Source organism: Pseudoalteromonas sp. NZS11_1, assembly GCF_015864275.1.
Classification (GTDB): domain Bacteria; phylum Pseudomonadota; class Gammaproteobacteria; order Enterobacterales; family Alteromonadaceae; genus Pseudoalteromonas; species Pseudoalteromonas arctica.
In genome coordinates this window covers 16381-29153 of record NZ_JADYXK010000003.1, presented here as the reverse complement: position 1 = coordinate 29153, position 12773 = coordinate 16381, and the positions used below count along the sequence as shown (strand labels likewise).

Sequence of the window (12773 nt, the reverse complement as noted above, 5' to 3'; positions counted from 1 at the left end):
TTAAGGCTGGTAGCCTACATCTTCTAGTAAATCTTTACTGCCAGCGGCATCGCGCGCTAAATCGTCAACTATTTCGTTGTACTTATGGCCGCTATGCCCTTTAACCCATTTCCAGGTTACATTGTGCTCGCTACAGGCTTTATCTAGGCGTTTCCATAAATCGACGTTTTTAACCGGCTTTTTAGCTGATGTTAACCAGCCACGTTTTTTCCAGTTAGTGATCCACGATTCAATACCTTGCTTAACATATTGGCTATCGGTTGTTAGATTTACTTCGCATTCTCGAGTGAGTGATTCTAGGGCTACAATAGCCGCGAGCATTTCCATTCGGTTATTCGTTGTGAGTTTATAACCTTGGCTCATTTCTTTTTCGTGGCCGTTATAAATCATAAAAATACCATAACCGCCGGGGCCTGGATTACCTAAACATGAGCCATCGGTGTAAATCTCTACGGTTTTTTGCACTGTTTTACCTTGATCTTATGTACAATAAAGTGATTATAGAAAGATACCAGAATCAGGCTAAATTCGATATGGCACGTAGACAAATAGTTTTAGATACAGAAACCACCGGCATCGACCCTAAACAAGGGCACCGTATTATAGAAATTGGGTGTGTGGAGTTAGTAAATCGCCGTTTAACAGGCAATAATTTTCATGTTTACATAAACCCACAACGCCCAAGCGAAGAAGAAGCAATCGACGTTCACGGTATCACTAACGAATTTTTACGTGATAAACCGTTGTTTCATCAAATTGCCCAAGAGTTTTTCGACTATATTGAAGGGGCAGAGTTAGTTATTCATAACGCCCCGTTCGATGTTGGTCATATGGATAACGAATTTGCGCTGCTTAATCAGGGCTACCCTAAAACAAATACTTTTTGTCAAGTTCTCGACACGCTTAAAATGGCGCGTGACTTGCATCCAGGTCAAAAGAACAACCTTGATGCATTATGTCGTCGTTACGATGTAGATAACGGTAAACGAACGCTTCACGGCGCGCTACTGGATTCTGAGATTTTAGCCGATGTGTACCTTGCCATGACGGGTGGTCAAACAAAGCTAAATTTGAATCAAAATAAAGATGACGGCAGCGAGCAACAGAAGGGCGGTATAAAGCGTTTAAATAGTGATAGAGCCCCATTAGTTGTTCTGCGGGCAAGCGACGCTGAGCAAAGCGCACACGAAGCACGATTAGATCTTGTAAACAAAGAAGGCGGCCAATGTATATGGCGCGCTGAATAAGGCGATTTAATGAAAACGATGTATTTTGTAACAGCGTTATGTGCAGCTAGTTTATTTACTGGCAATGCATATGGCGTAAAACAAGTAGAAGTGCTCAAGCGCGATGGGCATCAAAATGAGATCCCTTTACTTGATAATCGTTTTCGCATAGATAGCAAAATAGATGAAATAACACTGCTTTTTTTTAGAAAATCAGGTGCACCTGCTGTTATTTTAGTGAGGCCCGATGGCAGTAAGTACTTTGCTACTGACTCAGTTAAAAACCCTAACTTAGATTGGTTTGATGAACTCAGCTACGATTTAGTAACCATAAAAAAACCTATGGCAGGTCCTTGGCAAGTAATAGGCAGTATTTTACCCGACAGCAGAATAGTTGTATTAGGCGAGATATCTCTTGAAGCAGAGCCTCTTCCTTCAATGTTGTTTAGGGGGGAGACAATAAAAATCACCGGAAAAATACTAAATGACGGTGAGCCAATTAATACAAACCTATTTAGAGATGTTGTGAGCCTTAATGTTGACTTTGTAAGTACCAACAATGAAAACTTTGCTAACTTTGGCGCAGGCATTCAAGAAGTAGCTGAATTTAAAGACGATGGACGTGGATTTGATGAGCGCCCTAAAGATGGTGTATTTACCGGCGAGTTTACTTTAGATTTCCCTGCGGGTGAATGGACACCAGAACTTTACGTGGCAACACCTCTGCTGCAGCGTCGCATTGTGCAAAATACAATAGAAGTGCACGAGCCACCTTTTGTAACCGAAGTCGCGTTAGCAGAGCAAGACACAGACGAGCATCTGTTAACTATAAATATAGACCCAAGTATTGTTAAGCCAGAAACAGTCATCATCCAGGGAAAAATCTACTATCCCAATAACGAAGAGCAAATGTTTACCATAGATGCTGCTGCTAAAGACTCACGACAACTTAGTGTTAAAAATTATGATTGGGGTAGATATAGCGTTGAGCTGTCAGTTTTTGGGACTAATATTAATGGTCGTGAATTTATGGCAACGCTACCAACGTATAAATTTGAGATAGAACGACCCATAGAAGCGGTGCCCGAAATTGATCCGGCAACGATTATTACGCCAGATAAAATGATTGAGAGTGAGCCTGTTGAAGAAAAAATGGCCACATCTACAATTATTAGTTTAATTGTAGGCTGCAATACGCTCATTTTATTACTCGGTTGGTTGTTAATTCGTATATTTGTTCAGAAAAAACCGATTAAATTTAAAGTGAAGCTGCCTTTTTTAAAGAAAAAGAAAACAAGTGAAGGTGATGTTGCCGACACAGGAAAAAATCAAGTCGGTAAAAATGGCTCAAAAAATGACAGATCAGGTGAAATTTTAAACCTTTCGATGACAGATGACTAAAAAACCTATAAAAAAACAAAAAAGCCCTTGACGAAATAGGGGTTGGTTCGTATTATTCACGCCGCTGTCAGGGAGACCTAAACAGCAACGGAAATATGGAGTGGTAGTTCAGTTGGTTAGAATACCGGCCTGTCACGCCGGGGGTCGCGGGTTCGAGTCCCGTCCACTCCGCCATTTTCGTAAAACTTGTAAGTAAAAGCTGGAGTGGTAGTTCAGTTGGTTAGAATACCGGCCTGTCACGCCGGGGGTCGCGGGTTCGAGTCCCGTCCACTCCGCCAACACTTACACAACGTATGGTTGTAAAACATATTCTTATTATGGAGTGGTAGTTCAGTTGGTTAGAATACCGGCCTGTCACGCCGGGGGTCGCGGGTTCGAGTCCCGTCCACTCCGCCAATAAGAAAAAATAACAGTTTAAATATGCGCTGGAGTGGTAGTTCAGTTGGTTAGAATACCGGCCTGTCACGCCGGGGGTCGCGGGTTCGAGTCCCGTCCACTCCGCCAACTATTTAAACAATGTTATATTACAAAATTTGTATGCTGGAGTGGTAGTTCAGTTGGTTAGAATACCGGCCTGTCACGCCGGGGGTCGCGGGTTCGAGTCCCGTCCACTCCGCCAACAGATTAAGTAATAACAAGTATAATGATATCTCTGCGGAGTGGTAGTTCAGTTGGTTAGAATACCGGCCTGTCACGCCGGGGGTCGCGGGTTCGAGTCCCGTCCACTCCGCCATTTGATATCATGATTAAAATTAGTAAGTGCATTACCCCATGCACATACCACTGCGGAGTGGTAGTTCAGTTGGTTAGAATACCGGCCTGTCACGCCGGGGGTCGCGGGTTCGAGTCCCGTCCACTCCGCCANNNNGGAGTGGTAGTTCAGTTGGTTAGAATACCGGCCTGTCACGCCGGGGGTCGCGGGTTCGAGTCCCGTCCACTCCGCCACTTGTTATTTCCTCAATAATAAGTTTATAAAACCCTTGATTAAATAATTAAATAAAACATTCTTTGACTATCAGCTATCAGCTATCAGCTATCAGCTATCAGCTATCAGCTATCAGCTATCAGCTATCAGCTATCAGCTATCAGCTATCAGCTATCAGCTATCAGCTATCAGCTATCAGCTATCAGCTATCAGCTATCAGCTATCAGCTATCAGCTATCAGCTATCAGCTATCAGCTATCAGCTATCAGCTATCAGCTATCAGCTATCAGCTATCAGCTACCAGATCGACTCCTTTATACTAACCTGCTAATATTCCAGCTTATTCTTTAATATTCAGCTTTTTATATCTGCATGAATAGCCAAGAATCTAGTCTCACTTTAAAAACGGAAGCACTAAAATGAGTACATTAGGTCAACAACTAAAGCAGCTAAGAAATGACAAAAAATTGAGCCAGCCTGAATTTGCAGAGCAGGCGGGGATAGAGCAAAGTTATTTATCAAAACTTGAAAACGATAAATCAATTCCCTCAAATGAAATATTTAGATCCTTATTGATAGCATTAGATCTTTCAATTGATAAGTTTATGGAACCCCTCGTATCCAGTCATGATAAAGCTAGGTTAATACAAATACCGGATGTCGAACAGTGGTATAAAAATAAAACAGTGAAAAACTCGGCCACGCAATGTAAGTTTATTTACTTGGCTATGTTTTTAATATCTATTGGTTGTGCGTTATTTTATTCAGGGTATAAAAATGATGTATTTAACGAAAACTTTTATGAGTACAAATCATTCGGTGTGGTGAGAGCAGATGAACCTCAAGATATTTTTGAAAATTGGAGGGACTATACACTATTTATCCCAGGTAAAAGTAATGCATTCAAAGAGGGGCGTTATGAAATGCAGGTTAGGCGTAAAGAGCTTTACAAGTTAATGGGTGAGTATGTCGGTGAGTCATTTGTAGAAAAGGTTGAGGGTGGTAAGAGAGTTTATCTTTTAGTGAAGGTGGAGCCACATACGATTGAACATATGGGTAATAGTTGGCTTGAGTTTTTAGGCCTTTTTGCTGCTGTGTTTGGTTTGGTGCTTTCAGTGTTACAGCCAAGGTTAACAAGCTGTCAGTAATAAGTTTAAATAAGTTATAGTAATTTTTCATTATATTTATAGCAAAAAACTTTCAGGTAGAGTGCATGTATTAGCCAAAGGCTTCCTATGGGGTCATACTGAATAAAATTGCCTTTAACAAACATGTTATTATTAAAATACTTATTAATGACAGAGACTGTATCAGGGGGAGCTAAGCCTTGATCCTTTTTTATAAACTGTTTAGCGCTATTAGCTAAAATATTACTTCAATCATGAACTGTTTCTCATAACAGAACTCTTATAATAAATAATTAATTTAGAGGGATGTTTATGATTGAGGTTATAGGCTTAAATAAGCAATTTACAGGCAATGTTGTTTTTAAGGATTACAATAAAGTTTTTTCAGATCAAAAGGGGTGTATTGAAGCGCCTAACGGCCATGGAAAAACGACATTACTTATGATGCTAGCAGGACTCGAAAAGCCCCAAAGTGGTTCACTTTTATTCGCTGGTAGCCGATTGAACACTCCAACAAAAACCGTAGCAATTGCCAGTGACCGTATTGCGTTACCAGATTTTTTAACTGCAAATCAAATTATTGATTTATCTGTTAACACATTAGGTTGCGATTGGCCCCATTCGCTGGTTAACGGGTTTAACTTTAATGCATTTTTAAATACGCGATTCGAAGCACTGTCGTCGGGCAATCAAAAAAAATGCCAGCTAATTTTAGCATTAATGCGTAAATCACCTTATTTATTATTAGATGAGCCAAGTGCTGCGCTCGATCAAACCAGTATTCACACTCTTTTAAGCCAACTCGATGCTTATTTGGCTGACAAACCCAATGGGCAAATTATCATTACTTGCCACGAGCCCGCTGTGTTTATTGAGCATGGTTTTAAGTGTGTCTCGCTATGAGTATCATAAGCATAAAAAGCAAACTTAATCAGTATCTCGCGTTTATAGGTTACCGGTATTTAGCGTACACGTTTGAGCTTAAGCAATTGCTTCAACAGCTAAAAAACTTTGGTTTGTTATTTTTAGTGGTGTTGGGATCATCCGCTCTTGGTTTTGTATTATTGCTTTTTTTAGGCTTAGGGAAAATTATAGATAGTGCAGATACGCCTTTATATGGCGCGCAAATGGCACTATTTTACTTGTTATTGCAAAGCGTGATGATAAGCGCAATGAAACTGGCGATTAAAAATAGTAACCAACGGCTGTTTCAACTTACGATCGCTCACCCTAGCTGGCTTCACCTTGCCGATATTAAATTGTTATTTATCAGCAATGGCTGGCTTATCGCTAGTTTGTTGATAGCGCTTGATCTTACCTTTGAACAGTGGTTAAAGGTGCCGCATTTTATAGTATTTATGTTTATTCAGTTAGGATTAGGCATTGTGTGTTTATACAAACCTAGCGCACTAGTTTATGGTTTTATGTTAAGCGGCCTTTTTTTATTCACTCCCATCAACATACCGCCGCTTATTTATCATATTGTTTTTTCAATCATCTTTAGCATTAGCTTGCTTATACCTAGAGTTAATATAAATGGGCATGTCAGTGTTCGGTCATTATTTGGCTTTTGGTTTTGCTACTTTATAAACCATAGCTGGACACTGGTATGGCGTATGTCGTTACTTTTATGTGTGTTTATGGCCTCGACTACGTTAGTCGCTGAGCGTGCTGATCTCGTTAATATACTTGATGCTGTGGCGATGGCTTTTATTGTATTATTTTGCAGCTCATTACAATTTGATTGCGCTAAAATTTATGCACAATATCGCTTGTTTTTTAATACATGCCAAAAAGCACGGACGTTTTATATTAGCCAGTTTATACCTAGTATGCTGTTGTTTTTAGCGACCTTTGTAACTTACAGCATTACGTTTGAGAGATTAAACATTATTTTGTTGAGTTTAGGTTTACCGTGGTGTTTGTTGCAGGTTAATTTTGCACAAAAAAAACCAGCGCATTATGCGCTGGTTTGGATTTTTTTTACAGCTGGGGTGCTTGCTTTACTAAATTAGTTAAGCAGCATCAGCTTCTTTTTTAACGCTATTACGTGCGGCTTTGCCTGCAAGTAAGTCAGCAGGGTCGAAGTCATCAACGTTAATAACATCTAAACGCGATTGCTCAACAGCAGCTAGTTTATCAGCCTCTGCTTGGCTTAATATGCCTGCTTCAAGCCCCATTTGCGCTACTTTATCAAGCTGGAAGAATGGCAGTTTAAGACCTTTTTCTTTGCATACACGGTCAAATAATGGCTCAACAGCAAGTACGTCTTTAAGCGTTTGCTCTTGACGACCTACAAGGTTGAGCGGCTCATTTGTTAAGTATACATAGCTTGCTAAACGGTTACGCGTTTCGCTAGGTACTTGTAGTAGTTGCGCAAGTTTATGCTCAAGTTGGTCAGTTGGTTTACGAACCGGGCGACCAAACGGGAATAACAATACTTTTAACACGGCACGTAGTGGAGCCGAAGGCATGTTATTAATTAAATCAGCAAGTGCACGTTGGCAATGGTAAAGGTGATCTTGGCAACTCCATTTTACTAGAGCAAAATCTTCTTTTTTACGGCCTTCGTCGTTGTAACGCTTAAGCGTTGCAGACACTAAGTATAAGTAACTAAGTAAGTCACCTAAACGTGCTGAAATACGTTCTTTACGTTTTAGTGAACCACCAAATACTGCCATGCTAATGTCTGACATAAGAGCAAGTGATGCACTAAAGCGTGACGCTATACGGTAAAACTCAGCGGTTTCGTCGTTGTACGGCACACTTGTAAAACGAGCGCCGGTAAGAGCAAGCCACTTAGTACGTACAAGGTTCGACATAGTAAAACCAATGTGACCCATTAGCGCTTTATCAAATACGCTAAGCGCTTCTTCACGGTCTTCAATTTCGCACGCACCTAGCTCGGTAAGTACAAATGGATGACAGCGAATAGCACCTTGACCATAAATAATCATATTACGGGTCAAGATGTTTGCACCTTCAACGGTAATGGCAATAGGTGCACCTTGATAGCCACGACCTAAATAGTTATTTGGCCCAAGCATGATGCCCTTACCGCCAAGTACATCCATTGCATGAATAGTTGCATCACGCATTTGCTCTGTCAGGTGGTATTTAATAATGGCAGAAACAACAGATGGCTTTTCGCCTAAATCAACAGCACCCGTAGACATACTAACCGCAGCATCAGAGCTGTAAGCGTAACCAGCTAATTTAGCAAGTGACTCTTCAACACCTTCCATTTTACCTATAGGTAAACGGAACTGACGACGAATGCGGCTATAAGCACCTGTCGCAATAGCAATCATTTTAATGCCACCGGCAGAGTTTGACGGCAATGTAATTGCACGACCAACCGATAAACATTCAACCAACATGCGCCAGCCTTGACCAGCCATATCTGGACCACCAATAATATAATCAAGTGGTACGAAAATGTCTTTACCGCGAGTAGGGCCATTTTGAAATGGTACGTTTAGTGGGAAGTGTCTACGACCAATTTCTACTCCAGGAGTATCCGTTGGAATAAGTGCACATGTAATGCCTGGCTCTTTATTGTCGCCAATTAGGCCGTCTGGATCTTGTAATTTAAACGCAAGTCCAAGCACGGTAGCCACTGGGGCAAGTGTAATGTAACGCTTATTCCACGTTAAACTAACACCCACAACCTCTTCACCATTCCATTGCCCTTTACATACCACACCGTAGTCTGGAATTGAACTTGCATCAGAACCCGCTTCTGGCGAAGTTAATGCAAAACATGGAATTTCTTGACCGCTCGCTAGGCGCGGTAAGTAATGATCTTTTTGCTCTTTTGTACCATAGTGTTGTAATAATTCACCTGGGCCTAAAGAGTTCGGTACACCCACAATTGACGAAAGTAATGTTGATTTACTTGTTAGTTTTTGAAGTACACAAGACTGTGCAAATGCAGAAAACTCTAAACCGCCGTATTCTTTTTTGATGATCATGGCAAAGAATTTATTATCTTTTAGATATTGCCATACATCTTGAGGAAGGTCGGTTAACTCGTGCGTTGCTTCCCAATCGTCCAACATGCTACATACTACTTCAACAGGGCCATCAACAAAGGCTTGCTCTTCAATAGTAAGTTTAGGAACTGGGTATTGGTGAAGTTTTTTCCAATCTGGGTTACCGCAAAATAAGTCAGCTTCCCACCACGTCGTACCGGCATCAATAGCTGATTTTTCAGTATCAGACATGCTTGGCGTTACTTTTTTAAACGTAGCAAAAATAGGCTTGATGATATATTGCTGACGAAGGCCAGTAACAGAAAGAGGAACCGCGATGATCAAAAAGATCAACCAGCTAATTAAACCAAAAGCACCTGCAAAGGTACCAATTAATAAAGTTATAGCCGAAACACCAAGTGCTGTGTTCCAACTTGCTCTGTGGTAAACCGCAGTGCAAAGCAACGCGATTAGAACCAGTGTAAATATGAGTGTCATTTTTATTCCTTAATAGAGGTCAGACCACCTCACTTAGAGTAGCGCTAGTAACAGTAATTTTCAAGTACATAACGATGTTAAATTGTAGTAGAAAGTAACTTAAATACGATATTTAATTACCCGACAGAGGAACGCACAATAACTATCGTATAGTCAAAGCATTAACCGTAAGTAGTGTTAACGTAAAAATAAATAAATCTAATAGCAAAATGACACTTTTTAAGTAAGTATAGCCGTTATAGCGGGCTGCAAATTAGTGTACGCTTAATACACAAATATAACGCTATTTATTTTAATGTATGGTTTTTAAGGGTTATTTTATTAATGTGTGAATTACTTGGCATGTCAGCCAATGTGCCTACCGATATTTGTTTTAGTTTTTCAGGCCTTTTAGAGCGTGGCGGAAACACGGGACCACATAAAGATGGTTGGGGTATTACATTTTACGAAGGTAAAGGCTGTAGAACCTTTAAAGATCCTGAGCCGAGTTATCAATCTGAAATTGCAAAGCTCGTCAAAGCATACCCCATTAAAAGTGTCTCGGTTATTAGCCATATTCGCCAAGGTAACCGCGGGAGAGTATGCCTTGAAAATACTCATCCTTTTACGCGAGAGTTATGGGGGCGCGAGCTTACTTACGCTCATAACGGGCAGCTATCTAATTATCATGATTTAAAACCGCAGTACTATCGCCCAGTAGGTAACACCGATAGCGAACTCGCTTTTTGTTGGTTACTTGATAAAATTCGTGAAAAATACCCAAAGCGTCCAAGTAATATGGCGTCGGTTTTTAGATACGCCGCTAAGCTTTCGCATACCCTTCGTGAAAAAGGGGTGTTTAATATGTTATTGACCGACGGGGTGTTTGTTTTAGCGTATTGCACTAATAACTTACATTACATAACGCGCCGTGCGCCATTTGGTAAAGCAACGTTGATTGATGCCGACATGGTGGTTGATTTTCAACAAGAGACTACACCAAACGATGTAGTAACAGTTATAGCTACAAGGCCTTTGACGAATGATGAGCGTTGGCAAAAAATGGAGCCGGGGGAATTTGCATTGTTTAAAATGGGTGAGCTAATTTAGCCCACCTATTTTAAATATTAACTTTAGTTTAATTAAATTTAGTTAGCTTCTTGAGGTTGTTGTGCTGTTGCAGGCGCAACAGCTGTAGGCGCAGTAACAGTAAATGAATTCATTTGAACTTCAAACTGCTCCATACCTTTTTCGCCTTTCCACATACGTACCAGCATGTAATCCATTTCTGGCGCAAACCATGCAATTGCTTGGCGTTTATCGTTATCGTATAAACGTTTTACTTTAATGGCTTCTACATTACCGATAGGTAGGGAGATCATCTCTTTTTCAACAACTTCAAAGTTGTAGTCGCGGCGGTTACCTTTTTTGTCTATAAGCGGGAATGAAAAGCTCGTTTCGCCTTTTTTCAATCCTTCGCGCACTTGCACTTGGTATGAAATAGCATCCTGAAATTCATCAGTCCATTCGCATTTAAGTGGGTATTCGCTAGCGCTGCTAGTCACTACTTTGTTTGTTGTATCAAAATCAATTTTATAATCTTTATCTGGGCCTGTACCGGTGCGGATCATATTGTAATGATGCGGGGTAACCTTGCCATCTTTAAAGGTAAACTTTGATGTTTCTTCACGAGAATCAGAGAAAATCATCCACTCAATATTGCTGTGGTATGTTAGTTCATAAGTATCGTCGCCCATTTTTTTGAGCTCACGAACAGCCTCACCATGATTTTTACCTTTGCGTAAAATATCGTAGTTAGCTTGATATTGGGTCAATTCGCCTGCAATTAGGCTAGTTGGAAGTAAAGCGCCCGCACATAACAACAGGGCACTTATTTTTTTATTGTGAGTAGTGCGCGCCGTGTGCAGGAAGTTGTTTTTTGTCAAGAACTGCATAATCTGCTTCCATAGTAAGTCTGTGTTCACTGAACCACTTGACCACCAAAGGATAAATTATATGCTCTTGCTCATGCACGCGTTTTGCTAATGTTTCTGCTGTATCATCCTTGAGTACAGGTATTTGCGCCTGAAGAATAACGGGACCGCCGTCTAATTCTTCAGTAACAAAGTGAACACTTACGCCATGAACATCGTCTTTTGCATCAATTGCTCTTTGGTGGGTATTCAGCCCCTGATACTTAGGCAACAAAGATGGATGAATGTTCAACATTTTTCCAACATATTTTTGCACTAAGCCAGGAGTAAGAATACGCATAAACCCAGCTAATACAACTAGATTTGGCATAAAAGAGTCGATAACGTTCATTAATTGCGCATCGTACGCTTCGCGCGAGTCAAAATCTTTATGACTGAGCACTTTTGTAGCAATACCTGCTTGTTTTGCACGCTCTAGGCCATAAGCGTCTGCTTTGTTACTAATAACAGCCGCTATATGTCCGTTTATCTCGCCACGTTCGCAGGCATCTATGATGGCTTGTAAATTAGAGCCACTACCTGAGATTAAAACTACCAGACGAGTTGGTGCCATTACTTAGCACCACCTACAATTTCAACTTGCTCTTCGCCAGCTGCTGCATCTTGAATTTCACCAAGGTGCCATGCATTTTCGCCCAAGTCTTTTAGCATTGTTAAGCTTTGCTCAAGTTTGTCTGCAGGAACTACTAAAACCATACCTACACCACAGTTAAATGTACGGTACATTTCGTGTGTAGTAATATTACCGTTTTCTTGTAACCAGTTAAAAATAGGTGGCCACTGCCAGCTATCACCTTTAACTACAGCTTTTGCTGAAGCGGGTAATACGCGTGGAATGTTTTCCCAAAAACCGCCGCCAGTAATATGCGAAAGCGCATGTACGTCAACGTTTTTGAATAACTCAAGTAAAGGTTTTACGTAAATACGCGTAGGCTCAAGTAAGGTTTCGCCTAAAGTTTTACCTTCAAATTCAGCGCTGGTATCAGCTTTTGACACTTCAAGTACTTTACGAATTAAAGAGAAGCCATTTGAATGAGGGCCGCTTGAAGCAAGTGCAATAAGCTGATCGCCTGCTGCTACTTTTGTGCCATCAATAATTTTAGATTTTTCTACAACGCCTGTACAAAAGCCTGCCATGTCGTAGTCTTCACCATCATACATACCTGGCATTTCAGCTGTTTCGCCACCAATTAGGGCACAACCTGAAATTTCACAACCTTTGCCAATACCTGTAACTACGTCAGCTGCTGTGTCTACATCTAGTTTACCAGTTGCATAGTAATCTAGAAAAAACAGGGGTTCAGCACCTTGAACAATTAAGTCGTTTACACACATCGCAACTAAATCAATACCAACAGTATCGTGTTTTTTTAAGTCGATTGCTAAACGTAGTTTAGTACCAACGCCATCTGTGCCTGCAACTAATACTGGTTGCTTGTAGCCTTCAGGAATTTCGCAAAGTGCGCCAAAACCACCAATTCCGCCCATTACTTCAGGACGACGAGTTTTTTTAACTACGCCTTTAATACGCTCAACAAGTGCATTACCAGCGTCGATATCTACGCCCGCGTCTTTATAGCTTAGAGACTGTTTTTGTTCGCTCACAGGTTTTCCTCAAAATAGTTGTTTTGGGTTGCTTAGAAACGCGC

At 40.8% G+C, this 12773-nt stretch carries 11 protein-coding genes and 8 tRNA genes; 14 read left to right on the top strand and 5 right to left on the bottom strand.

Going from position 1 to position 12773, the window contains the following annotated elements:
* Positions 1-465, bottom strand: a complete 465-nt coding sequence (gene rnhA, locus I6F44_RS03930; RefSeq protein WP_007378210.1) for a ribonuclease HI — start codon at positions 463-465, stop codon at positions 1-3.
* 68 nt (positions 466-533) lie between these two features.
* Between rnhA and dnaQ the strand changes: the two genes are divergently transcribed.
* The 13 genes from dnaQ to I6F44_RS03865 all read left to right on the top strand — a co-directional run bounded on the left by dnaQ (position 534) and on the right by I6F44_RS03865 (position 6694).
* Complete coding sequence (gene dnaQ / locus I6F44_RS03925; protein WP_121955402.1) at positions 534-1247, top strand: DNA polymerase III subunit epsilon; 714 nt, start codon at positions 534-536, stop codon at positions 1245-1247.
* 9 nt (positions 1248-1256) lie between these two features.
* Positions 1257-2627 (top strand): TIGR03503 family protein, encoded by a 1371-nt coding sequence (locus I6F44_RS03920; RefSeq protein ID WP_007586003.1) that lies wholly within the window; start codon positions 1257-1259, stop codon positions 2625-2627.
* 97 nt (positions 2628-2724) lie between these two features.
* Positions 2725-2801, top strand: a tRNA-Asp gene (locus I6F44_RS03915).
* Between the two features lie 27 nt (positions 2802-2828).
* Positions 2829-2905: transfer RNA gene (locus I6F44_RS03910), tRNA-Asp, on the top strand.
* Between the two features lie 41 nt (positions 2906-2946).
* Positions 2947-3023: transfer RNA gene (locus I6F44_RS03905), tRNA-Asp, on the top strand.
* Positions 3024-3054: 31 nt separating this feature from the next.
* A tRNA-Asp gene (locus I6F44_RS03900) sits at positions 3055-3131 on the top strand.
* Between the two features lie 38 nt (positions 3132-3169).
* A tRNA-Asp gene (locus tag I6F44_RS03895) sits at positions 3170-3246 on the top strand.
* A 37-nt stretch (positions 3247-3283) separates the two neighbouring features.
* Positions 3284-3360: transfer RNA gene (locus I6F44_RS03890), tRNA-Asp, on the top strand.
* Positions 3361-3414: 54 nt separating this feature from the next.
* Positions 3415-3491 (top strand) — tRNA-Asp (locus I6F44_RS03885).
* Between the two features lie 4 nt (positions 3492-3495).
* Positions 3496-3572 (top strand) — tRNA-Asp (locus I6F44_RS03880).
* A 399-nt stretch (positions 3573-3971) separates the two neighbouring features.
* Positions 3972-4700 carry a helix-turn-helix domain-containing protein gene (locus I6F44_RS03875; protein WP_197173324.1) on the top strand — a complete coding sequence of 243 codons (729 nt, stop codon included), beginning with the start codon at positions 3972-3974 and terminating at the stop codon, positions 4698-4700.
* Positions 4701-4991: 291 nt separating this feature from the next.
* Complete coding sequence (locus I6F44_RS03870) at positions 4992-5582, top strand: ABC transporter ATP-binding protein (RefSeq protein WP_121954355.1); 591 nt, start codon at positions 4992-4994, stop codon at positions 5580-5582.
* Positions 5579-6694 carry a DUF6136 family protein gene (locus I6F44_RS03865; RefSeq protein ID WP_121954354.1) on the top strand — a complete coding sequence of 372 codons (1116 nt, stop codon included), beginning with the start codon at positions 5579-5581 and terminating at the stop codon, positions 6692-6694. Before I6F44_RS03870 ends, I6F44_RS03865 begins: the two co-directional genes overlap by 4 nt.
* On the opposite strand, the gene fadE is transcribed toward I6F44_RS03865, so the two are convergent.
* Positions 6695-9151, bottom strand: coding sequence for an acyl-CoA dehydrogenase FadE (gene fadE / locus I6F44_RS03860; protein WP_121954353.1), 2457 nt, complete (start codon positions 9149-9151; stop codon positions 6695-6697). It abuts the gene before it with no gap.
* Between the two features lie 324 nt (positions 9152-9475).
* Here fadE and I6F44_RS03855 point away from each other — a divergent pair, with 324 nt between their 5' ends.
* Positions 9476-10240: a class II glutamine amidotransferase gene (locus I6F44_RS03855; protein WP_024591316.1), complete on the top strand. Its 765-nt coding sequence runs from the start codon at positions 9476-9478 to the stop codon at positions 10238-10240.
* Positions 10241-10278: 38 nt separating this feature from the next.
* Here I6F44_RS03855 and I6F44_RS03850 read toward each other — a convergent pair whose 3' ends face one another.
* Genes I6F44_RS03850 through purM form a run of 3 tightly spaced genes read right to left on the bottom strand, consistent with a single transcriptional unit; the run spans position 10279 to position 12729 of the window.
* Positions 10279-11013: a DUF3108 domain-containing protein gene (locus I6F44_RS03850; protein ID WP_007586948.1), complete on the bottom strand. Its 735-nt coding sequence runs from the start codon at positions 11011-11013 to the stop codon at positions 10279-10281.
* Between the two features lie 16 nt (positions 11014-11029).
* Complete coding sequence (purN, locus tag I6F44_RS03845) at positions 11030-11677, bottom strand: phosphoribosylglycinamide formyltransferase (protein WP_121954352.1); 648 nt, start codon at positions 11675-11677, stop codon at positions 11030-11032.
* Complete coding sequence (gene purM / locus I6F44_RS03840; RefSeq protein ID WP_121954351.1) at positions 11677-12729, bottom strand: phosphoribosylformylglycinamidine cyclo-ligase; 1053 nt, start codon at positions 12727-12729, stop codon at positions 11677-11679. The genes purN and purM overlap by 1 nt, the downstream gene beginning before the upstream one ends.
* Positions 12730-12773: the final 44 nt, after the last annotated feature.

Bases quoted from the DNA above. Each gene is read 5' to 3' on its own strand.
- dnaQ (WP_121955402.1), top strand. From the start codon at position 534: ATGGCACGTAGACAAATAGTTTTAGATACAGAAACCACCGGCATCGAC.
- I6F44_RS03920 (WP_007586003.1), top strand. From the start codon at position 1,257: ATGAAAACGATGTATTTTGTAACAGCGTTATGTGCAGCTAGTTTATTT.
- I6F44_RS03875 (WP_197173324.1), top strand. From the start codon at position 3,972: ATGAGTACATTAGGTCAACAACTAAAGCAGCTAAGAAATGACAAAAAA.
- I6F44_RS03870 (WP_121954355.1), top strand. From the start codon at position 4,992: ATGATTGAGGTTATAGGCTTAAATAAGCAATTTACAGGCAATGTTGTT.
- I6F44_RS03865 (WP_121954354.1), top strand. From the start codon at position 5,579: ATGAGTATCATAAGCATAAAAAGCAAACTTAATCAGTATCTCGCGTTT.
- fadE (WP_121954353.1), bottom strand. From the start codon at position 9,151: ATGACACTCATATTTACACTGGTTCTAATCGCGTTGCTTTGCACTGCG.
- I6F44_RS03855 (WP_024591316.1), top strand. From the start codon at position 9,476: ATGTGTGAATTACTTGGCATGTCAGCCAATGTGCCTACCGATATTTGT.
- purN (WP_121954352.1), bottom strand. From the start codon at position 11,677: ATGGCACCAACTCGTCTGGTAGTTTTAATCTCAGGTAGTGGCTCTAAT.